This window comes from Calditrichota bacterium (assembly GCA_013112635.1).
Classification (GTDB): Bacteria; Calditrichota; Calditrichia; order Calditrichales; family J004; genus JABFGF01.
In genome coordinates, this window is sequence record JABFGF010000002.1 from 510,914 (window position 1) to 534,468 (window position 23,555).

The 23,555-nt window shown below is 37.4% G+C and carries 20 protein-coding genes; 7 read left to right on the forward strand and 13 right to left on the reverse strand.

Annotated features, from left to right (window positions below; genetic code table 11):
* Positions 1 to 11: 11 nt before the first annotated feature.
* The 6 genes from HND50_07390 to HND50_07415 form a co-directional block, all read right to left on the reverse strand.
* Positions 12 to 1,262 carry a Gfo/Idh/MocA family oxidoreductase gene (locus tag HND50_07390; protein NOG45037.1) on the reverse strand — a complete coding sequence of 417 codons (1,251 nt, stop codon included), beginning with the start codon at positions 1,260 to 1,262 and terminating at the stop codon, positions 12 to 14.
* Between the two features lie 42 nt (positions 1,263 to 1,304).
* The gene (locus HND50_07395; protein ID NOG45038.1) at positions 1,305 to 2,534 is read right to left on the reverse strand and encodes a nucleoside permease; all 1,230 of its coding nucleotides are present in this window, start codon (positions 2,532 to 2,534) and stop codon (positions 1,305 to 1,307) included.
* A 61-nt stretch (positions 2,535 to 2,595) separates the two neighbouring features.
* A complete protein-coding gene (locus tag HND50_07400) occupies positions 2,596 to 3,669 on the reverse strand; it encodes a Gfo/Idh/MocA family oxidoreductase (protein ID NOG45039.1) in 1,074 nt (357 codons plus the stop codon).
* A gap of 5 nt (positions 3,670 to 3,674) precedes the next feature.
* Entirely contained in the window at positions 3,675 to 5,051 is a 1,377-nt protein-coding gene (locus HND50_07405; protein NOG45040.1) for a Gfo/Idh/MocA family oxidoreductase, read from the reverse strand.
* A 57-nt stretch (positions 5,052 to 5,108) separates the two neighbouring features.
* On the reverse strand, positions 5,109 to 5,762 hold the full coding sequence (locus HND50_07410; GenBank protein ID NOG45041.1) for a DUF1080 domain-containing protein: 654 nt from the start codon (positions 5,760 to 5,762) through the stop codon (positions 5,109 to 5,111).
* A 934-nt stretch (positions 5,763 to 6,696) separates the two neighbouring features.
* The gene (locus HND50_07415) at positions 6,697 to 7,704 is read right to left on the reverse strand and encodes a LacI family DNA-binding transcriptional regulator (protein ID NOG45042.1); all 1,008 of its coding nucleotides are present in this window, start codon (positions 7,702 to 7,704) and stop codon (positions 6,697 to 6,699) included.
* Between the two features lie 119 nt (positions 7,705 to 7,823).
* On the opposite strand from HND50_07415, the gene HND50_07420 reads away from it, so the two are divergent.
* On the forward strand, positions 7,824 to 9,080 hold the full coding sequence (locus HND50_07420) for a Gfo/Idh/MocA family oxidoreductase (GenBank protein NOG45043.1): 1,257 nt from the start codon (positions 7,824 to 7,826) through the stop codon (positions 9,078 to 9,080).
* A gap of 67 nt (positions 9,081 to 9,147) precedes the next feature.
* Here the strand turns inward: HND50_07420 and HND50_07425 are convergent, their stop codons facing one another.
* The 6 genes from HND50_07425 to HND50_07450 form a co-directional block, all read right to left on the reverse strand.
* A complete protein-coding gene (locus tag HND50_07425) occupies positions 9,148 to 11,316 on the reverse strand; it encodes a TonB-dependent receptor (GenBank protein ID NOG45044.1) in 2,169 nt (722 codons plus the stop codon).
* Positions 11,317 to 11,953: 637 nt separating this feature from the next.
* A complete protein-coding gene (locus HND50_07430) occupies positions 11,954 to 12,142 on the reverse strand; it encodes a hypothetical protein (protein ID NOG45045.1) in 189 nt (62 codons plus the stop codon).
* A 580-nt stretch (positions 12,143 to 12,722) separates the two neighbouring features.
* Positions 12,723 to 13,139, reverse strand: a complete 417-nt coding sequence (locus tag HND50_07435) for a hypothetical protein (protein ID NOG45046.1) — start codon at positions 13,137 to 13,139, stop codon at positions 12,723 to 12,725.
* A gap of 13 nt (positions 13,140 to 13,152) precedes the next feature.
* Positions 13,153 to 14,535, reverse strand: coding sequence for a sigma-54-dependent Fis family transcriptional regulator (locus HND50_07440; GenBank protein NOG45047.1), 1,383 nt, complete (start codon positions 14,533 to 14,535; stop codon positions 13,153 to 13,155).
* A 30-nt stretch (positions 14,536 to 14,565) separates the two neighbouring features.
* The gene (locus tag HND50_07445; GenBank protein NOG45048.1) at positions 14,566 to 15,741 is read right to left on the reverse strand and encodes a hypothetical protein; all 1,176 of its coding nucleotides are present in this window, start codon (positions 15,739 to 15,741) and stop codon (positions 14,566 to 14,568) included.
* 213 nt (positions 15,742 to 15,954) lie between these two features.
* Complete coding sequence (locus HND50_07450) at positions 15,955 to 16,113, reverse strand: DUF2202 domain-containing protein (protein ID NOG45049.1); 159 nt, start codon at positions 16,111 to 16,113, stop codon at positions 15,955 to 15,957.
* A 215-nt stretch (positions 16,114 to 16,328) separates the two neighbouring features.
* Between HND50_07450 and HND50_07455 the strand changes: the two genes are divergently transcribed.
* A complete protein-coding gene (locus HND50_07455; protein NOG45050.1) occupies positions 16,329 to 17,114 on the forward strand; it encodes a hypothetical protein in 786 nt (261 codons plus the stop codon).
* 56 nt (positions 17,115 to 17,170) lie between these two features.
* Here HND50_07455 and HND50_07460 read toward each other — a convergent pair whose 3' ends face one another.
* Positions 17,171 to 17,698 carry a hypothetical protein gene (locus HND50_07460; protein ID NOG45051.1) on the reverse strand — a complete coding sequence of 176 codons (528 nt, stop codon included), beginning with the start codon at positions 17,696 to 17,698 and terminating at the stop codon, positions 17,171 to 17,173.
* Positions 17,699 to 18,065: 367 nt separating this feature from the next.
* On the opposite strand from HND50_07460, the gene HND50_07465 reads away from it, so the two are divergent.
* From HND50_07465 to HND50_07485, 5 genes are all read left to right on the forward strand, one after another.
* The gene (locus HND50_07465; protein NOG45052.1) at positions 18,066 to 18,647 is read left to right on the forward strand and encodes a TetR/AcrR family transcriptional regulator; all 582 of its coding nucleotides are present in this window, start codon (positions 18,066 to 18,068) and stop codon (positions 18,645 to 18,647) included.
* A 65-nt stretch (positions 18,648 to 18,712) separates the two neighbouring features.
* On the forward strand, positions 18,713 to 21,007 hold the full coding sequence (locus HND50_07470; protein ID NOG45053.1) for an MMPL family transporter: 2,295 nt from the start codon (positions 18,713 to 18,715) through the stop codon (positions 21,005 to 21,007).
* 10 nt (positions 21,008 to 21,017) lie between these two features.
* Positions 21,018 to 21,806 (forward strand): outer membrane lipoprotein-sorting protein, encoded by a 789-nt coding sequence (locus HND50_07475; protein ID NOG45054.1) that lies wholly within the window; start codon positions 21,018 to 21,020, stop codon positions 21,804 to 21,806.
* On the forward strand, positions 21,803 to 23,140 hold the full coding sequence (locus tag HND50_07480; GenBank protein ID NOG45055.1) for a hypothetical protein: 1,338 nt from the start codon (positions 21,803 to 21,805) through the stop codon (positions 23,138 to 23,140). The genes HND50_07475 and HND50_07480 overlap by 4 nt, the downstream gene beginning before the upstream one ends.
* Before the next feature lie 13 nt (positions 23,141 to 23,153).
* A complete protein-coding gene (locus HND50_07485; GenBank protein ID NOG45056.1) occupies positions 23,154 to 23,525 on the forward strand; it encodes a hypothetical protein in 372 nt (123 codons plus the stop codon).
* The last annotated feature ends 30 nt before the right edge of the window (positions 23,526 to 23,555 follow it).

The window sequence follows — 23,555 nt, forward strand, 5'->3', positions numbered from 1 at the left end:
CTCATTTTAAATTATAAAATCCACGGGGATCGAGCAGGTTGGTTTATTAATCTGTTGGCTGCTTCATCATTAATAAAAACTTGTTTTTCCGGATCGTAATAAAGTTTTCGGCCAAGGCGTAATGCAATCTTTCCAAGATTTACCAAGCTGGCTGACCGATGCCCATTTGTGGCATTTAAGGCAAACGGTTTGCGTTTTTTTACCGCATAATGAAAATCTGTGATTTGCTCCTGTGGCTCGGGAAGAGATGCCAGTTTTTTCTCCAAGTCCGGAATATCCGATTTAAACCCACGAAACAATTTTCCATCCGGTCCCTCTAAAAATGGAATTTTATCTTTTTTTGTATCACCATTCAAAGTAATCTGACAACCGTCTTTGTATTTCATCCAGATGTGGCGCCATGTTCCCACAGCATCATAATGGGCCTGTTCCGCATCAACCTCAATTTCTACAGGTCCGGTATCATCTTTGCCTAAAAGATATTGCACAGGATCAAGATAATGCTGGCCCATATCTCCCAAACCGCCGCCATCATAATCCCAGTAGCCACGAAAAGAACTGTGAACCCGGTGTTTACTGTATGGTTTATAAGGCGCAGGACCTAACCAAGCATTGTAATCCAATTCTTCCGGAATCCATTGTGCGCTCAAATCTTTTTTGCCCTGCCAGTAAAATTTCCAGGCAAAACCGGTATTAATGTTGATATTTACTTTTAAGGGCCAACCAAGAAGACCGCTTTCAACAAGTTTTTTGATAGGTTTAACCGGTGTACCAAATCCATAAAAATTGCTTTGAAAACGAAACCAGGTATTGATCCTGAAAATGGTGCCATTTTGTTCAACAGCTTCTATTACTTTTTGGCCTTCGCCGATTGTTCGGGTCATTGGTTTTTCACACCAGACATCCTTGCCCGCTTTTGCTGCCATGATGGACATAATACCATGCCAATGAGGTGGAGTGGCAATATGCACAATATCAATATCATCTCTTGCCAGGACTTCCCTAAAATCATGGTAACCATCAACATTGGCCCCTGCATCTTTTTGCGTTCGCTTTAAATGATTTTTGTCTACATCACAAACAGCCAATAATTTACCCGGCGCTGTTAAGGCATGCCAACGGCCCATACCTCCAACACCGATTACAGCCTTTGTAAGCTGATCACTTGGTGCTGTGAAACCTGTTCCACCTAAAACAAAACGAGGAACAATAGAAAACAATCCTGCAGAGACAGAGGTTTTAATAAACTGACGACGTTTCACTAAACCGGTTCCTGATTATTGAGTTTGGACAGTTGTATACAATTAATTTGGATCTTTTAATTTATCCTTAAAAGTGAATATGAAAATGATAAGAACGCCAACAGCAAACACTGCAGGTATCCACCAGAACTGATACCACAGATCTAAACTGAGTGCCTCATTCTTCCCTAAAAAACTATTATAGACTTTTCCCGCAACCTGTGCACCAATAAGCATACCAATCCCGTAAGTAACTAAAACAATCAAACCTTGTGCCTGACCTCTAATGTCACTGGTTGACTTCTTATCAACATAGATTTGGCCTGTAACAAAGAAAAAGTCATAACAAATTCCATGTAAAGCAATTCCTAAAATAATCATATAAGTAACTTGATCAGGTGCACCCAAGGCAAATAACGCATATCTTAATGCCCATGACAACATACCAATACTCAGCATCCACTTTACACCTAAACGAGCAAAGAAGAATGGCATTAGGAGCATAAAGATAATTTCCGACATTTGACCGATTGTTTGTGTTGCTGCGATATTTTGAAAACCCGTTACAGACAGAAAAACCTGAGTGAAATTATAGTAGGCTGCCAAAGGAATACTAATTAAAAAAGAGCTGATAAGAAAAATATAAAATGGGCGGCTACCTAATTTTTTAAGAGCGTCAAGGCCAATGATACTTCGAATTGAAATTTTTTGGCCAGCTCCGGACGGTGGTGTATGTGGCAATGTGAAACTGAATAAACCAAGAAGTAAGCTCGCGGCTGCTGTCAAGTATAGCGGTAACGCTGTTTCTTCTGGACGTATATAATCAGTAACAAACTGACTAAGTATAAAACTCACAGTTAAACCTGCTACAATCCAACCAATTGTTCCAAAAACACGAATAACGGGAAATTGTTTTTCCTGGTCATCGATATTATGAAACGAAATACTATTGACCAAGCTAATAGTTGGCATATAGCAGAGGTTATATGCAAGAAGCATTAAAATAAAAACTGTTGGTGAACTCGTCATTTGTGGAGTCAAAAACATAATAACTCCACCAACAATATGCAGTATGCCGAGTACTTTCTCGGTTGAAAAAAACCGGTCCGCAATTAGCCCAACAAAAAATGGAGCAATTATTGCAGCTATCGGATTCACTGTAAATGGCCAATGGGTTAAATCTTCCATGCCATGTGCAGTCATATAAACTGCAATTGTTGTATACCAAGCTCCCCAGATAAAAAATTGCAGAAACATCATCAGACTTAGTTGCGAATATATTTTGTTGTTCAAAATTTGCCTCCCCCATCAGGTTTTATAAAAACCACCTTCAATTTAAGTGTAGAATTAATATTTATAGCATTACTATTTTACTTTTACGAATGGATTCATCCGCTGCAAGAACAATTCTTATACTGTTTACAGCATCATCCAGGTGTTCTGTAAGATCAAGATCATCGTTAATCGCTTTCAAAAAATATTCCTGTTCGCGATTGCATAATTCCTGGTGATCCGGTTCATCACTCGTATCAATCAGTGTATCTTTTTTTATAAAAGCCTTCTCTTCATTGAGAGCACTTTCATGCAGCAAAAGGCTATTTGTTTTTGTATGCGCATCAATCTCGTCAGAATCTGTTTTTTTAGTAGTATTAGGATCCATAATACTTACACTGCCTTTTGGACCAATAACATCTTTTACAAAAAAAGCTGTCTCACTCATCATTGGTCCCCAACCAGCCTCATACCAGCCGACAGAGTTGTCTTCAAAAACCACCTGTAACTGACCATAGTTATACATATCCGGATTAATTTCATCACTAAGCCGGGCACCAATTGCCTGAACCTGTTTTGGTAAGCTGCGGGTCATCTGGCACATAATATCCACATAATGCACGCCGCAATCTACTATGGGCGACATGGATTTCATCATTTCCAGATGTGTCAGCCAGCGGACTTCTGAACTTTGCTGGTTGAGGTTCATTCTCATAACCAGAGGTTTTCCAAGAGTCTGTGCCACATCAATAAATTTTTTCCATGCTGGATGATGACGCAAAATATATCCTATCACAACTTTTTTATTTTTAGCTTGTGCTTTAGATACAATTTCTTTTGCCTGCTCAACTGTTTCAGCAATTGGTTTTTCCAGAAAAACATGTGCGCCATAATCCAGGCACTGCATTGTGTAAGAATAGTGTGTATCCGGATAAGAGCAGATTGCCACTGCATCCGGTTTTGTTTTAAGCAAAGCCTCATCAAGTGTGTTAAATTCCGCAACACAACCCAACTCCTTTGCCAAAGGCGATCGTCTTTTAGAACTGGGTGCAACAAGGCCCGCTAATTCAAATCCATTTAGTTGTTTATATGCACGGGCATGAGAAGCACCCATGTTTCCTGCTCCAACAACTATGACTTTAATTTCATTGCTCATAAAATTTACAGGCTCCAACCTTTACGGTATTCTTTGTGAAGATATTGATTGGCTTCATCAAGATTGGTAAAGCGCATGTTTTCCGCATCCCAATCCAAAATAGTATTCTTATCCTTTACACGAAGCGCCACATTGCCAAGCAGCATTGTCTCAGTCAGTTTACTTGCATAGTCAAAATTGCTGGTAGTTTTGCCGTTTCCTTTGCATGCCGCTATCCATTCTTCATGAATGCCTGGTGAGCGTGGAATTGTTTTTTCAGGACGTTTATATTCTTTCATTTTTGTTTCGGGTATCAAGCGCGGATTACCGCCATAAACACTGTGCATTAGTTTACCTTTTTCACCGTAATAAAGAACTCCGCCACCCCATTCTCCCATACGACGGCCAGGTTCCAGTTCTTCCGGTCTTAGTGGCATTAATCCACCATCATACCAGGTAAACTTAATAGGAGGTTTTGATCCTCTTTCCGGGAATTTATAAGTGATCATTGATGAAACCGGATATGACTGGTCATTAAACTTTGTAGATGAGGCCTGGATAGTTTCAGGAGATTCCAATCCTAATGCCCAGTAAGGATGATCCATAATATGAGCGCCCATATCACCCAAAGCGCCTACTCCAAAATCCCACCAACCACGCCATGCAAAAGGCGCATATGCCGGATGATATGTTCTCCATGGGGCCGGACCAAGCCATAAATTCCAATCAAAAGTCGGTGGAACAGAAGGAACTGTGTCCGGTTTGTCAATACCTTGTGGCCAAATTGGGCGGTTCGTCCAGGCATGTACTTCATGGACATCGCCAATGGCACCATCCCAAATCCATTCATTTATTAAGCGAGCTTCTTCAGTTGCATGGCCCTGGTTTCCCATTTGGGTAATCAAACCTTTTTCCCTGGCAGTTTCCGCAAGTTTACGCGCTTCGAACACAGTATGCGTTAATGGTTTTTGTACAAAAACATGTTTTCCATGATTTAACGCCGCCATGGCTGCAACAGCATGTGTATGATCAGGAGTACTAACAGTTACAGCATCAATCTCGTTATGTTTTTCCAGCATCACCCGGAAGTCTTTATATCTTTTTGCTTTAGAAAACACTTCTGTATCAATGCCTTGTTTAACATACCCGGCTTCTGTACTCTTATATTGTGTGTCATCTACATCACAAATAGCCACGACATTTTCTCCAAGCATTGCAGCCATATCTGATCTTCCTTTGCCGCCAACTCCGATGCAGGCAATATTTAGTTTATCACTTGGGGGAATAAATCCCGGGCCACCTAATACATGACGCGGTACGATTGTCACAGCGCCCACAGCTAATGCCGACGTTGATAAAAAATCACGGCGACTTATTGTTTTTGACTTTTCATTCTTCTTCATACAGCCCCTCTTTTTTAAGTTAATTTTTAATCCCGGTAGGAGTAAATCCCTGAGAAATTATTTTTCAACTATCCAAATATTCCGGTATTGTACCAAATCGCTGTGATCTTGTAAAAAAATTGGTCCCGGCTTCGACATATCTTTATCCAGCCCGCCGTCTGTAGCGACCGGTATTTCAAGACCATCATGGATGATAACACCATTATGCCTGACAGTCATCCGTGGATTTGCAATTTTGTCATTTTGATCATTGTATTTCGCGGCACTAAATTCAATATCATAGGTTTGCCATTGAGTTGGAGGCGCACACATATTTACATTTGGGATAGCCACTTGATATATCCCACCACATTCATTGTCTTTGCCTTCAAGACCGTAACTATCCAAAACCTGAACCTCATATCTGCCCTGAACATAGACACCGCTATTTCCGCGCTTTTGGCCTTTTAAATTTGGAGTAAATGGCGAGCGAAACTCTATATGCAAATCAAAATCTGTAAACATTTGCCGTGTCATTATCGAATTGCTTCCGGGTTTTACCTGCATGGCGCCATCTACAATTGACCAGGAAGCGGTTAAATCTTCTTTGGGGTGATTATAATTTTCCCATTTTGTGGGAGAAGGCTTTTCCGGTTCAAAGGCAATATCAAACAATTCTTTTGCTTCAACATCTTTCTGGGAAAAAGGACCTGCCTGTTTCCACTTCGTCATAAAGAAATTATTTTCCTCAAGAAATTGTGTTGTTGCAGGTTGATCAGCAGAATTAAAATCCTTTTCAAAAATATTTTCCAACGAATTATATTGTAAGTCCGTGATCCGTGCAAAAACTCCCCAACCACCGGAACCATTTACTACTTTAAACAAAAGCGTATTCCACCCTTTTTCCAGATTAATTTCCACTGTATCCTGATCTACAACCGCGCCACGTGCTGCATTATTTGCATGAACCAGTTTATCATTCAGCCAAACTTTAACAGCATCATCACTTCCTAATAAAAGTATTGCACTCTGGGATTCGCTAAAAATCTCCGACCTTAAATAAGCAACTGCATTTTGAGAGTTAAAAATTTTATTCAAGTTAATATAACCAACAGGGGCGGGAACATGTTGCCATTTATCTAAATTATTTCCACCAAAAAGAACAATCCCATTTTCAGGTTTTTGTTTTCCCAAAGTTGGGGAAAGACGCTCGGTTTTATTTAGATTAAATGTACCGTTTTGCTGCCCGGTAAAGGCACCACTAAAAACCTTCCCATGAATAGATCCGGTCCATTCAGTTTTATTACTTGAAATACCGTTAACTTTAATATCGCCATTGCTAATCTGGCCGTTTAAAACGACGATCGGATTTTCACGAGTATCAAATTTTTCCAAGATATTTACTACATAACCATCTGTTCCATAGGAAATTACCTGCGCTGCAATAGACTGCTCATTACCGTCAGGAAAAATTTGCTTTCCGACCCAATCGCCCATTAAACTATCGGGCTTATAAACATCTGTGGATTGTTGGTGAGTTTCGCAACTGTAAAGTGTAATCAACAGAGTAGAAATCAAACTAAACAATATAGTTTTCTGAGTATTTATTAATAATTGTTTCAATTTTTTCCTCTTAAAACTTTTAAGTTATAATAAATTGCTCTCCTTATTTAGGACACTCTGCGGTAGAGTCCCTGATAATGAGTTTTGTTTCCACAAAATTATTTACAACCTTTTCGGATTTTCCTTCAATAATATCAATTAGCAAACGCGTTGCCTGAGATGCAATTCTGGTAACCGGGTTATTAACCGTTGTAAGTGCCGGTGTTACATCCGCAGCCGGGGCAAGATTATCGTAACCAATCACACTTAAATCTTGCGGGACCTTAATGTCATGGTCAACGCAATAATTTAAAACGCCCAGTGCGGCCCGGTCGCTTGCAGTCATAATTAATGTTGGTTTTGGATTTTTTTGTAACAATTTTGCCGTTTGGTAATAACCATTTGTTTTAGAAAAAGTACCCTCAACAATATGGGCGGATAGATTATATTTTTTTAAATATTTTTTTAAAACTGCAGAACGCTTTTGTCCATCATAATATTTTAAATCACCGGTAATGTATCCAATTTGTCTATGATTTAATTCGGCTGCGTGTTTTAATGCTTCGGCCATACCATTTTCAGGGTCATTGGCAACGGTGTTGCAGTTTTCTTTATAATTATTTATCAATACAAAAGGAATGTTATTTTCTATAAGCTGCGCAAGCCGGGCATCATCAATGGATGTTACACCTAATAATAATCCATCCACTTCTTTTGTTTTTACCAGGCGAACGAAATCTTTAATCCGGTTTTCCTGTTCATCCAATATTATTGAAATAGAATAACCATTTTCATCCGCGGCTAAAACTGTTCCATCAAGTTGGGCAGGAAAATAAGCCCGTGAAAAAGGTGGAAATGATTTATAGGATTTAATTACAAATCCAAGTCGGGCTGTTTTGCTTTTTCCAAATAATGCGGCTTGTTTGTTGGGAAAATATTTTAGTTCTTCTGCAACAGATTGTACAATACGTTTTGTTTCATTTGATATCAAAGGCGAATCGCTCAATGCCCGAGAAACAGTCGACTCGGAAACACCGGCTTTTTGTGCGACATCTGAACGTTTTGCACTCATGTGCATTCAATTTTCTTTTGTTTTTATAGGGTAGGTCAATTATATTGCACGCGTGTTCATTATAGTGCGTTTAATGAAAAAAGTCAATACAGTTTTAAAATTTTATTTGGAGGAAAGCTATGCCTGAGACATTGAAACTGGGAATGATTGGCGCGGGTTTTGTTGCCAATTTCCATGCATTGGCATTAAAACAGGTTCGCAGTGTTGAACTTGTTGGAGTTGCTTCTGATGATCTACCTCGCTCTCAGAGGTTAGCAAAAAAAGCACAGAACTATGGCATTGGAAATTGTGTGGCCTATAAAACAATTACTGAAATGATTAACCATGTTGATGCCGTTGCTATATTTGCACCAAATTTTGCCCGTGTAGAAATAATGGAAGAAATTACAACTGCCGTTAAAAAAGGCGCGCAACTGAAAGGTGTGATTTGTGAAAAACCTCTGGGGCGAAACATGAAAGAAGCCCGAAGGCTGGTCTCTCTTGCCAAAGAAGTAAATCTAAAAACATCCTATTTTGAAAATCAGATTTTCATGAAACCCATTCGCGCTCAATTGGATCAGCTTCAGCCTCAGGTTAAAACCATGGGCCCATTAACTTTAACACGATCGGCGGAAGAACACGGCGGGCCACATAGTGGTTGGTTTTGGGATCCAACAAAACAGGGTGGCGGCGTTCTCTCCGATATGGGTTGCCATAGTATTGCTGTTGGCTGGTATGCTTTAACACCATTCGGAAAGCAACCTACTTTTTTGGAACCGGTTTCTATCACAACCGAAACTGCGCTTCTAAAATGGGGATTACCTGAGTGGCGTGAAAAACTTAAAAATGAGATGGGTGTGGATTATACTAAAACTCCGGCCGAAGATTTTACAACTGGGATTGTTTCGTTCAGAAATCCTGAAAGCGGGCAAATTGTAAAAGCGCAGTTTACAGATTCCTGGATGTTTGAAAAACAAGGGTTACGTCTTTTTATGGATGGAACCGGGCCGGGATATGCATTTGAAATAAATACACTTGTATCATCTCTCCAGATTTTTATTGGTGATGTGGCGGCTGAAGCAACAGCGAATTCAGAGCTTGCCCTTGAAAAATCCACTGCTTCCCGAGGGTTGCTGGCGGTTCAGCATAATGAAGCTGATTTATACGGCTATACCGATGAAAATGAAGATGCCGCAAAGGCATTCTTATCAGGAAATGATGCTTTGCTAAATTGGGATTATGGTTTGGAAATTACAAAACTGGTGATGGCCGGCTATATGTCTGCAGAGAGAAAACAAACTATTGACCTGACTGATAAAAAAATACTGGAAGAATTAGAAACTTATATTCCACTCATTCAGCAAGGAAAAGGCAGAGAAGTACTTCATGTGCTTTGATGTTAATTTCTGATTTATGAAAATTAAATCTTAAAAAGGGAAACAGTTCTGTTTCCCTTTTTTTCTTCTAAAGCTTTATTTTTATACCACCATTTATAACAAATCCATCTACCGGTGCATAAATATCATTAAAGACTGGGTTTGTTTTTGATCCGCTATAAATTGTTTCGAATTTTGTTTGCCTCGTATCCAGAAAATTTTCAAAGTTTAAGAATAAAGAAAAGCCTTCCCACATTTTTTCAGTCATTAGTCCCATAATCCAATATTCTTTGCCTGTCCTTCCATCGTTTAGTTTTTGCGGACTGAAATAGTAGGCTTCTAACCCAATTCTCAGCTCATCATGAACTTCATACATTAACACATTATTCAATCTGTGTTTGGCGACTAAAGGAAATGAACTTGTTTTTCCGTTGTTATCTTTGTTTACATCAGCATGTGTATAACCGATAAATAATTTATAATGATCGTATGTAAGCTTAATATTTGTTTCAAGTCCTTTGGTGTCGATATAACCATCAATTTGCTGGAACTCGTTTAGTCCGGATATAGCAGACATTAGCTCAATTGGGTCTTTCACTTGTGTATAAAACAGCAGTGTGTTTATGCTAAATGTAACCTCGTCAGAAAGCAAAGTGCGGAAGTTGATATCGAAGTTTGTCCCAATGGACTCTTCGGCCTTCGTTTCGCTTACATCTATTGGCAAAACATTTTTAAATTGCAGTCGCTCTGCATCTTCTGTAAAAACCGTTGGTGTTTTATAACCCATTCCTCCACCAAGCCTGAAAGTTAAGTTTGAACTGGATTTATAAAGAAGTGCAATTCTGGGTAAAACAAAATCACCATATTCATTTTGATGATCAAAACGTAAACCGGATTCCAAGCTGATTTTATCCGTTGCAGTCCAAGTGTTTTGTACAAAAGCACCCAATGTGATATGTTCATAATCGACCGGTTGTGAAGTTCCAAACTTTCTTTGGCTGAATTTATCTGTCCAGAGATTTAGCCCTATAATCCATTCAAACTTGGGGCCGAAATGATTGAAAGCTGCTTCGCTAAATGAAGATAGCTGTTCCCCGGAAAATTCAAAGTCAGGAATTTTTACGCTTCGGTCATAGTAGCTGTAACTATTTTTAAATGATAATTTTGATTTTTCAGATATTTTATAATCTAACCCGGATTGTGCACTAAATCGTGTTGTATTGTTTTTTTCAAAATAGGAATGAAGGCTGTCCGCGTTCCCTTCAATGTAATCAATATCCCCTCCTGTCCGGTCTTCAATTGTTGTATTAAATCCCACGTTTAGAGTTGTGTTTTCATTTAGATAATAAAACAACTTTGGGTTGATTGTATATCTTCTAAATTCAGGGATTGCAGTCAGGCCGATATCTGCCGGATCATATGGTGAGCCCAAATTGTACGAAAGAAAAATCGTTGTCCCGATTTTATCAAATTTTTGAGAGTAAAAGCTGCTTGCGTCAAGTCCCAATGCAGACGTTCCATTAAGCAAAAAGCTTAACTCGCGTTTTTCAGTTGGTACTTTGGAAACAAGATTCACCAATCCGGCTATTGCACCACCGCCATAAAGTGTTGATGAAGCGCCTTTGATAACCTCAACTTGTTTAAGATCGAGCGGAACAATCTGCAACAAACTTAAACCACCGGAAAAGCCTGAATAGAGCGGATAGCCATCTTTTTGGATTTGTGTATACTTTCCATCCAGTCCTTGAATGCGGATACTTGAATTGTATGATGTTGCTGATGTTTGCTGAGTTTGGATCCCGGTACTTTCATTGAGAAGCATCCTGATATCGCCAGGCTTCATGTTTCCTTTTTCATCAAGTTCTTCTCCGGCAATTGCTTCAACCCGGGTCGGATTATCGGCTATTGTGCGGCTGGAACGGGTAGCTGAAATAATTACTGATTCCGTCTCTTCTTCATGATGTTCTAAAAATATTTCTTCTGCAGATTTCTGATTGAGCGGAAAAATATAGTTGACGGTTTTAGCTTCATAACCTATATAACTGAATGTGATTTGTTGTTCACCATCCTGGATATTATCGATTATTATTAAACCATTTTGATCGGCACTACCGCCGATTGTAGTACCAGCCAAAACTGCATTGGCTCCAACAAGCGGTTGATCTGTGTCATGGTCTTTGACAATTGCCTTAAAACTGTTTTGGCTCCATGCTATTGTAACCATTAACAGCAAAAATAATAAAATATACTTCTGCATAATTGCATCTTCCTATTATGTTAATAAAATGTATTATAATTATTGAAACACCAAAAAGAGGATTATTTTCTAAATAGGAGGCTGCCAGATCCGGGCAATAAAATCATTTGGTGTGTAATAAAGATATGGGGATGAAAGGTCGGTTGGAGATTGATACATTCTTGAAATATTGGTATAGGATATTGTAAAACCACTACAACTCCCACAGTTAAAAAATTGAGTGCAATTCTTGTTTGTATCTTCCTTCTCATGTTGATCAGATTTGGATGTTTGCTCCGTATTAGATTCTCCTGGGCAATTTTCTTCATAGCAACAAGGAACAGACGAAATACTAAAGATATAAAAAATTAATAATAGAATTGTTGTCCTTTTCATAGAGCGAAGGTTACAAAAAAAGGAAATCCAAATCCATAATTTGTTTAAGGGAATAGTTGAATACTTTGCAGTTATTGAAGTCCAATTATTCAGAATTGGTCATTAGAAAGAAATAGCCCAAACTAACTTTATATTAGAAAGGGCATACTTTATAGTAATTCGTTCTAAAATATCTAAAAGAAAAATTGTATGTTAGCATACATAACTGTGATAACTGAACCAACAAAACTATTTAGAATGACAATAATATTGAAAGACGTTGTTATACCTCTAACGAAGCATTTACATAATAGTCGTACTGAACTGTTTCATCGTTAAGAGTGCTAACCCTTCCACAACTAAACATAATATCTTGTACCCAAATATCAGTATCATCATGGAATTTGTTTAAAAGTTTTGCGATGCTTGATTCTAGTTCTTCACGTTTTTCAATGAGTTCTTGAACTTTCATTTATCATCTCCATATTAGTTTTTTCGTAATCCTTAGATTCATTCTATTAGATGCTTAAATGTGCAAAATTCCATAAAATTTGTACACGAAAAATTTCTACAAAAAAATGAGATAGTATTTTGAGCAAAATAAATGAGCTTTGACTATAGCAGGAGATTATTAAGACCGATTTTTACGCATTGCTGGTCAAAAGGCATCAATATTTTAGATATTTGATTCTAATTCAATTTGGATTTTTCTATGTGAACTTCTGCCATGATCATCAACAGGCGTTATTATGAAAGTGAAAAAAAGGAATTGATGTGCCAACACTCTGGGAATTTATCAAGAAAAAAAACAGATGGCTTTTAGAGTATGCGGGAATATTATTAAAGTCTTGTTCACTTTTGGGGAAAAGTGTTACTATTCTGTTTACCACAACAAAAAAAGCCCTTGCTAAATTTCATATTAACAAGGACTTAGGGCGACTGGACGAACTTTATTAGTTGATAGGTTTAAACCCAATGACTAACTGGGGACACAACCTTTATAACAAAGTTATCATTAATGGTTTCTATGAAGCGAAGGTTACAAAGGAAGATTAATTATCTTTTCCCTGCCTTTTTTGCTTTGTGCCTTTTGAATTTTTATTATTATTGCCTTCCAGTGCTGATCCGTTTTTATTTAATTGGTTATCCATTTTTTGCATAGTCTTGACATCGCTTTCAAGGTTATCATCAACTCCATCTCCATCAAGGTCAACAAACCGGCGTTTGCCTTTTTGATTACTTTTTTCTTTCTTCAGCTTCTGCCAATCGGGATCTAAGCCATTTGGAATGCCATCCCCGTCATGATCCGGAGCATTATCGTTGTAACCATCTCCATCCTTATCAACAAAAGATGAATTGTGCTGAACCTTTTTTTCTTTGCTTTTGGTCGAATCCTGGGCATATATATTATTTGAAAAACAAATACAGCAAATAAACAGAGAAAAAACCAATTTTCGTTTTGCTTTCATTTTTACCTTCAATCTAATTCAGGCGTTTGTTATTTATAATTTCCAATTTTTGCATTCTTGATCTTAAATGTCTTTCAGAAATCCCAAGTAATTCCGCAGCCCTGCTTTGATTGCCTTGCTTTAACTCAAGTGTTTTTTCAATCATTGCCCTTTCAAAAGCAGCTACTTTATCAGAATAAGACGCGGAAAAATTAAATGGATCAAGAATTTCATTTTCAGTCGAAGAAGCCAATCCCGCCGGTAAATCCCCAGTTGTAATGATTTCTTCCCGGGCCATAACAACAGCCCGTTCTATAATATTTTCCAACTCCCTGACATTTCCCGGAAAATGATAGCGCATTAAATAGTCAGAAGCTTCTTTGCTCAACCCTTCAATATTTTTGTTGTTCTCCGCAGAATATTTACTCAAAAAATGACGTACGAGAACAGGGACATCAGTTTTCCTTTCCCGAAGGGAAGGCAGCATAATCGTAACAACATTGATGCGATAAAACAGATCTTCACGGAATATATTTTTCTGAATCATTTTTTCAAGATCACGATTTGTAGCAGTAATAACGCGGACATCTGTTTTAATTGTCTGTTGACCACCAACTCTTTCAAATTCACCAAATTGAAGGGCGCGTAATAACTTAACCTGGGTTTGCATTGGAATATCGCCAACTTCATCTATAAACAATGTTCCACCATTTGCCTGTTCAAACCGCCCTGTTCGTTGGCTTATCGCCCCGGTAAAAGAGCCTTTTTCGTGACCAAACAATTCGCTTTCCAGTAAACTTTCTGACAAGGCTGCACAGTTTACCGTAATAAGTGGTTTGTCTTTTCGGTCACTTCCATAATGGATCGCCTTTGCAATAAGCTCCTTTCCTGTGCCGCTTTCCCCGCGAACCAAAACCGTTGCTTTACTCTTTGCCACCCTTCCAGCCGTATTCAGTACTTCTTCCATTTCACCACTTTGGGAAATAATGGAGTCAAATTTATACTTTCCTTTAAGCTGTTCTTTTAGCAATTTATTTTCAGATACTAAATAGTTATGCTCTTTTGCTTTGTTTACAAGAGCCTCTAATTCGTCCAGGTTTACAGGTTTAGATAGATAATCAAAGGCTCCCTCTTTCATAACTTTTACAGCATCTTCTGTATCACTAAAGGCTGTCATAACCACTACCGGAATTTCAGGATTTAGACTTTTTACTTCTTTTACAACTTCAAGACCATTTAACCCCGGCATACGAAAATCGGTAAAAACTAAATCAGCTCCGATATTTTGAATAATAGATATTCCCTCCTGCCCGGAACTGGCGGTTAATACTGTAAACTTACGTCTCTTTAGAAAAGATTTGATTGAAATAATCTGTGAAGGTTCATCATCTATTAAAAGTATTCTAAATTCGGACATCTTCTTTCCTTAATTCATTTTGTCCATTTGCTAAAAATTCCATTGGATTCCGCCACCAATAACTGCATTCTTGTAATCATACCAGTAACTGTTCGACTCATTTCGAATATAGCTGTAATCAAGATTAAAGTGAAGCGATTTTACCCAATCCTTTTTTAAGTGAAGTGTTTTACTCAGTTTTAAATAGTAGTATTTTCTTTCATCAAGACGGATTCCACCTTCTGCGGATGTGTCTTGAGAAGAAGTATAAGCCTGTTCACTAATATAATTTTTTGAGAGTAAACTGCCCCCAATTTTTACTTTCATAAACCAGGGCAAAACCCAGGTTAGCTGAGATGACACACTTTCACTTTCATAGCTAAAAGGATCATCAAACAGCTCCTCATCCTGGTAAAAGTTGTTCGAGTTTAGAAAATTTGTTCTATCTGTTAAGCTAAATTGACGGCGGTACTGTAAATAAATTCCAACTTTGTTATGCAGTGATTGCGTAACTCGTGCCAGCAAAACAACCTGGCTTAAACTTGGGATTTCTAAAATGGAAGTATTTGTGCTTGTCTGTAAATCAGAACCCGACATTTTTCCTTTACCTCTACCATTTGATATGGTATCAATTCGTGTTGTAGAAAAATAATCCTGCCCGGTAAAAGATTTATAGCCAAAGTGTGTTTCCAGGATAATTGTTGTCTTTGATTCAAAAGATCTGTTTGCCTGGAGAAAAATAAAGTGCCGGTAATTTGTCAGGTCGGGTATGTTTGTATAACTGCGATATCGAAAATTATACCCTGCTTTTATAAAAAGCCCATCCAGATCCAAGCGGAAATTTGTATAGGCGAAAAGCTGATCATAATCATAATAATTATAATCCTCGCCGTTTTTTCGAAGGGCCCAGTTTGCTCCAAAGTAAAAACTATGATAATCGTCTTTTCCAAAATTGACAAAATTATCAAACCCTAAACTATGCATCGAAAAATTTCTCAGGGCATTATCCTGATAAAACAATAAACTTCCATTATAGAAATAGCTCATATTCGATTTTTCAGCTTTGTATTTTAAACCGAGACTTAAATCAGTAATCAAATCAGAAACCGGATCCGGCGAACGAAAAAGATTGTCATCATAAAAAGACGAGATATCTATACTTTTTGTAAATTGTGCCTGTAAAGTTCCTACTATAAAAAAAGAAACTATTAGGTTTTTAAGTAACATATTTCCTCAAAAAAATATTAATTTTATTTTGCTACTAAATAATATTTCAACTTTTATGCCAAATTTGAACACATTGTTGTTAAAGGGATTAGCGTGTTCATAGCGAGAAAGCTGAAGGTGGTTATTCGACTGTATGGTCATCCATTCGCCCAGATGGGCGATAAAAAGCCCCTGCTAGAAAAAACCAAGGATCGGCTGTAGAACATAAATGTTTTATTTTCCACGTTCATGATCACCACTCATAATTTCCAGATAAGCTTCTTCACTTAAATATTGAGGTTCATATTCAAAACCATTCGAGCTGAGATTTTTTACATATGCCCTTAAATGGTTTCTGGAACCTCGTAAAAGATTTTCATAAACAAAAGAAATATCTTGTTATTCCACTTTGCGTATAACCATGCCAAAATTTAAAGGAGTAGCTAAGCTGCTGTTTTTGTAAGAATTATATATTTGTATTTCTTATGCTGATGAATCGATTTTCGTCCATCAGGGCGAGGTGTGTCCCAACTTGTCGAAATAAAGTACATGATTTTTTTATATATTAGTTGTTCTAAAAAATAATCTTAAAAATTGGACGGAAGACAATGTTATCACGAAATCTTGAGAAAGCGCGAAGTGCATATAAAGCAAAAGATATTGAAGAAATGCGTAAAGCCCATGACGAAACAAACAAAGAGCCGCATAAGAAGGAAAAAGGACAATACATTAAAAGCCTTATTTATGGTGGCCTTGATGGAATAATTACTACTTTTGCAGTAGTTGCAGGCGTTGCAGGGGCATCACTTTCTGCCGGCATCGTTCTCATATTAGGATTTGCCAATCTGATCGCCGACGGCCTTTCTATGGCCATAGGTGACTACCTTAGTACAAAAGCAGAGAATGAATATAACAAAGCAGAATATGAACGCGAAAAATGGGAAGTTGAACATTACCCTGATGGTGAGAAAAAGGAACTTTTAGAAGTTTACATGAATAAAGGCATTAGCAAAGAAGATGCAAACACTATTGTGAACATCATATCCAAGGATAAAAAATTGTGGGTTGATACAATGATGGTTGAAGAACTTGGCATTATTCAGGACGATGAATCTCCAATTAAAAATGCCCTGGTTACTTTCTTCTCTTTTGCTGTTTTTGGATTTGTTCCATTAGTAATTCACTTATTAACATTTGTATTTCCAGCAATTGCCGTTAATCCTTTTGTCAGCGCTAGTATTTTAACAGGTTCGACTTTGTTTTTCCTGGGAGCGTTAAAATCTAAAATTACCGAGAGACACTGGTTTTCTTCAGGAACGGAGATGTTGGTAGTTGGCGGCCTTGCTGCAGTTGCTGCCTATTTTGTTGGTGTGATTTTAGCGGGTTTGGCATAAAAAAAGCCCCGGTTGTTTGCCGGGGCCAGTCATGAAGAAAGAGGTTATGCGAGGAGTTATTTTCCTCCATTACCTTTATTTCTTTTGTTGCCTTTGGGGCCCGTTCCATCACAATCTCCAGTTCCCAACCCGGACCCATTACCAGAACCTTTCATTCCTTTTCCCTGGCCGCCCTTGCCATTTTTATTCTGCCGTCCGCTTCCATCTTGTGGGCGTACAAAATCCGCATCCTGACCATTAGGGATACCATCTCCGTCATCATCCATTGCATTATCATTAATGCCATCTCCGTCAGCATCTACAAATCCCTTGCCGTTGCCTTGGCGCAATTTAGGCCCGGTATAGTCTTCATCCTGACCATTTGGGATTCCATCACCATCATCGTCTGGTGCGTTATCATTATAACCATCGCCATTCTCATCAACAAAACCAAGTGCGCCTTTTTGTCCTTTGTTTTGCTTTACTTCTTTTTTGTATTGATTCTTTTTTTGAACCAGTGAAGAATCCTGGGCAAAAACAGATGAAGTAAATAAAAATGACAGTAATGTGACTGCGAGTGTTAAAATTAAGTTGAAGCGTCTCATAGCTTTCTCCTTTTGGTTTGTATTGTAGTAAGTAACTCTTTTGGGCCAAAGTATTTCAAAAGCTATGCCAAAAATAATAAAAGCCACTAAGTCTATTGTTTTTAGCAGGTTAATAAGTACGTATCCTTAATTTTATTGTGTATTCTTCGACCTAAGCGGCGAGCGTAGAAACTATCTGGTCGCGGTAAGTTTAAAAGTTAAGCCCTTTAATAATATAGTACCTGTTACTTAAAACAATGAGTTTATGAAGCTGCATTTTCCAAAAAAGCAAAGTTTTAGGTTAGTTTAGAAAAATATAATTGACAAAAAGGAATTACTTTGTTTATATTGAGAGTGAACGCTCACTTCACAAAAACGGAAGAATGGAATGTTTTCTGAACGACAAGAACAAATAATAAAAGCGGCTATTGAACTAATAGCAGAAAATGGTATTCAGCAATTGACTATTAAAAACCTTTCAAAAAAGATTGGTTTGGCGGAAGGTGCGCTTTACAGGCATTTTGACAGCAAAGTAGATATTTTGTTGGGAATTTTAACAATGTTTAAGGCGAATAGAACTTCCACACTTGAGAAGATAAAATCTTCTGAAAAATCTGATGCCTTAACAAAATTAGAGTCTTTATTTCAACAGAGATTTGCCCAGTTTACTGCAAACCCATCTATTACAGCGGTCATATTTTCTGAAGAAATTTTCCAGAATGACAAGCGACTTTCTGAACGGGTCTATTCAATAATGCTGGAGAGCCAAGCTGTAATAAAAGAGGTTATTGAAGATGGCCAACAAGCCAATCAACTCCGCGTAGATATTTCAGCAAAACAATTATCACTTTTAATTACCGGGGCCTTAAGATTAATTGTTACCCAGTGGAGACTATCCGGTTTTTCTTTTGATTTGCAAAATGAAGGTGGCAAGCTTTGGGAAAGTATTAAGCAAATTGTAACCAAATAAATTTTTTTATATTTAAGAGAGTGAGTGCTCACTTCTTGTAGGGCAAAATTAAAAATAGGAGAGTTATGGAAAAGATATTAAATAAGGTTTTGGAATATCCATGGTTTGCAATTGCAGCTACCATTCTGATTTCTGCCTGGTTTTTTATGGCAATGAAAGAAAACTCAAGAATGGAAACTGATCTTGATAAATATATGCCACAGGAGCATCCGGCATTTGTTTATAGCAACCAGGCCGAGGAATGGTTTAATATAAATGATGGCATCATCATCGCCATTGAAAGCAAGGAAGGGGTTTATAATAGTAAGACTTTACAAAAGGTTAAAGACCTTACAAAAACCCTGCAAAAAATGGATGAGATTGAAAAAGAAGATGTCACATCTTTATACACAGCAGATAATATTATCGGTACTGAAGATGGAATGGATGTTAAAGCGTTTTTTAAACGTGTACCCAAAACGGATGAAAAGTTGCAGGCAATACAACAAAAAGTCCGCTCGAACGAGATGATTTATAAGCGCCTTGTTTCAGAAGATGAAAAAGTAACTGTCATAATTGCAGAAATTAAAGATGATGTCTTTTCTCAGGAGTTTTATAATAATATTCTAAACCTGGCAAAAGAGTTTGAAGGACCCGAAATTTTACATGTAGCGGGCAGACCTATCGTAGAAGGAACCATGGCACTTCTTGGTCCTGCTGATATGAAACGAATGGTGCCAATTGTACTCGTTGTAATTATTTTGGTCCTGCTTGGGGTAATGCGCAGTATTAAAAATACAATCTTTACAATGCTTGTTGTGCTCTTTAGTACTGTTTGGACTTTTGGGCTAATGGCTGCTGTAAACATTCCTATTTATGCGGTGTCTACAATGATCCCTGTTATGCTGATAGCAATTGGTGTCGCTGATGGAATTCACCTTTACAGCCATCTCGATCTCTTTTTATTATCTAATCCAAATGCGCGTAAATTGGATGCTGTTCGTGATATGATTCATGGTATGTGGAAACCCGTTGTAATGACTTCCATAACAACTGCCGTAGGATTTATCTCTCTTTTAACATCGGAAGTTTACCCAATAAAGTATTTTGGCTTGTTCACCGCGTTTGGTGTACTTATGGCTATGGTTTTTTCACTGGTTTTAATCCCCGTAGGAGTTTTACTTTTTGGGTTGCCAAAACGTAAAAAAATAGCTGAAAAAGAAAAGAAAGAATCAGGCCATATTGCCTTCACACTGGCAGAAAAATTAGTGCAATATAAGTATGTTACTATAATTACTGTTGCTGTTATTTCAGTTCTTTCGATTGTGGGGATCGGTAAAGTATGGATAAATTCCAGCTTTTTAGAAAAGTTCGAATTAGACAGTGATATTGTGTTGACTGATGCCTTTATCAATCAAAATTTTGGTGGAACAAGCACTTTAAATATTATCCTTCAAGGCAAAGAAGAAGATACTTTTAAACAACCAAAAGCTTTAAAATTAATAGATGAAATGCAAAGTGAAGCCGAAACATTGCCTCTGGTCGGTAATAGTTTTTCCCTTGCTGATTATCTGAAACGAATGAATAAGGTGATGCATGCAGACAGCTCAGAGTTTGATGCAATCCCGGAATCTGATGAACTAATTGCCCAATATCTTTTATTATATGAAATGTCTGGGGACCCTGAAAATCTATGGAAAGTAGTTGATTATAAATACAATAAAGCCAATGTAACCCTGCAATTAAAAAGCGATAATTCTAAAGCAATTAATACTGCAATTGATGTTGTCGAAAAATTTAAAGCACCATTAGAAGCTGAAAATATTGAAATCAAATACGCCGGTTCCGGCTATAAAGGATTGGTTTTTACCGATCTAATCCTTGAAGGGCAAATAAAAAGCCTGATGCTATCACTGATAATAATTGTTGTTTTGCTTTCATTTATGTTCAAAAAAGTCTCTATTGGTTTTATCGGCGCAGTGCCAATTGCCATAACTGCCTTAATAAGCTTTGGAATAATGGGTTTGTTTAATATCCCTTTGAGCACAACTACAGCGCTTGTTTCCAGCATAGCTATTGGTATTGGGATTGACTACTCTGTTCACTTTATCGAACGATATAAAATCTATGCCCTACAAACACAAGATAAAGCTATAACTATTCGTAAGGCAATGCTGCATTCCGGAAGGGCAATTATATTTAATGCTTTTGTAGTAATAGCGGGTTTCCTTGTTCTTCTTGCTTCTGTATTTCCCCCAAACCGTTCTCTGGGAGCATTGGTTTCGTTAAATATGTTCACCAGTTTTCTTGGTACAGTAACAATTATGTTCATCATATTATATGTTGGTAATGTTTATTTTAAAAATAATAAATCTAAATAGGAGAAATAAAATGAAGGTCATTAAATTTCAAATCATAGTATTACTGCTAAGTTTTACATTTCCACTTTTTTTAGTGGCGCAAACCAAACCCAGCGGTCTTGAGATAATTCAAAATGTTTACGACAGGCCCGAAGGGAATAATATGCAATCTGAGTTGACTATGACCCTTATTAACTCTCGCCGAGAACAACGGGTTCGGGAAATCAAGCAATTCAGCAAAGAGTTTAATAAGGTTGAAAAGAAAATTATGTTTTTTATGGCCCCTGCTGATGTTCGTAACACTTCATTTATGAACTGGAGTTATGACGAAAAAGGCAGAGATGATGATCAGTGGATTTACCTGCCTGCATTAAAAAAAACCAAACGAATTTCTAGTGACAGTAAAAGTGATAATTTTATGGGGTCGGACTTCACTTATGATGATTTAGGTGACCGCCACCCTACAGATGATACACATAAAATTTTGCGTGAAGAAAAATTTAATGATCAAGATTGTTATGTCGTAGAAAGTTTGCCTAAGGATGAGGAATACATGTATTCCAAAACAATTTCCTGGATTATCAAAGACAAATGGATCGGTCTGAAAAAAGAATTTTATGATGAAGATGAAGAGTTTTTGAAAACACTCACTGTAAAAAAGTACGAAAAAATTAATGGATTCTGGATTATTACAGAATCAGAAATGAAGAATCACCAAAAGAACCATACAACAAATATGAAACTGCAAAACATTACAATTGATGGTGGAATTGCGGATAATAAATTTACAGAGCGGATGATGAAAAGAGGTTTAAAATGAAAAAAGCCTTTTTCTCAGATTTGCGTCATATTGAACTCAAGCGAAGCATCCCCATCAAAAATGGAGATTCTTCTCTTCACTGCGTTTTGTTTAGAATGAAGAACAGGATCAATGTTTTATTTGTTGCAATAGTTTTGATACTTTCTACGGCTTTATCAGCCCAATCACTCAGTTTCAATGGATATGTCCGTAACTACACCGGTGTACTAACCAGCGGTGACAACGAGTATTCAATACTGCAAAATACATTTAACCTTAATGTTGAACATAGCAAGGATATGGTTTCGTTTAAGGCAAACCCATTTCTTTATTATTATACGGATAGTGAACTTGAACTAGGTTTGCGTGAAGTATACATGGATATCTTTTTTGATTCCATAGATTTGCGTATTGGAAAGCAACAAATCATATGGGGAAAAGCAGATGGTGTGTTTATAACTGACATAATATCACCAAAAGATTTACGTGAATTCCTTCTACCCGATTTTGATGAGATTCGAACAGGTGTTACAGCAGTAAAGGCAAATTATTATAACGGCGATAATACTCTGGAGTTTGTCTGGCTGCCGTCATTTACACCAACGGCCATGCCGGAAGAAGGTTCGCTTTGGTTTCCACAACTTGATTTTCCAATCCAGCCGGAGTTTGATAATTCCAAGCGTAATGTTGAAGCCTCCCTGCAAAATAGTGAAATTTTTGCAAAATATTCTGCTCTAACTTCGTTTGCGGATTTTGAAATAATGGCCGGTTATGCCTGGGATGATGATCCAACCATGCATATAACAAAAACAATTGATCCGCAAACAATGCAACTAACTGGATTAACTGTTTTTCCACAACATCACAGATTGACAATTGCCGGTGGTAGTTTCAGCACCACAGTTTCCGGGGTTGTTCTCCGTGGTGAAGGTGCTTTTTATAGTGGTAAATATTTTAATACAGCCGATCCGGCGATCCATGATGCCGTGGTACAAAAAGATTACATCCATTACCTAATTGGTATGGACTATTCGCTATGGGATATAAACATAAGCGGGCAGTTTATACAACAGGCTATTTTAGATTATGACAAGCTAATCGACCAGGATGAGTTTGAAAATACTATGACATTCCTGGCACGGCGTGATTTTCTAAGAGAAACCCTTACTTTTGAATTATTCACGTATGTCGGATTAAATAATAATGATGCCCTAATCCGGCCACGTTTGCTTTATGATTTGTCCGATGGTTTTGAAGTCCAGTTTGGCGCCAATATTTTTACTGGAGATGAAGGGAGCTTTGGACAATACGATCAGAATGATATGATTTATACAAAATTTAAATACAGTTTTTAAAAGGAAACTACTGATGAAAAATATAATAGTTAAGCTTGCTGCAATCGTTGCATTTATTTTAGGTTTGTTAGCCGTAATTATGGGAACACGTGTTCTATCAGGATCGCTTGTTCAGGATTATAATGTTTTAATGTGGTTAGTTAAGTATAATGTTTCAATGGGGGCTCTGTCTATATTTGCCGGGTATCTGATTATGAAAGAGAAGGCAAAAGCACTATTGGTTTCAGGGATTATAACAGTTGGACACATTAGTGTGCTAATTTCCCTGTTAACAATTTTTAGCTCTGTTGTTGCAGATCAAAGTGTAAAAGCAATGGTTTTCAGATCTATGGTTTGGGTCGTAATATTTTTGGTTGTAAGAAAATATAGGGCAAGCTCAGCATAAAAAATTAATCAAAATTGAAGCATCTGTAAT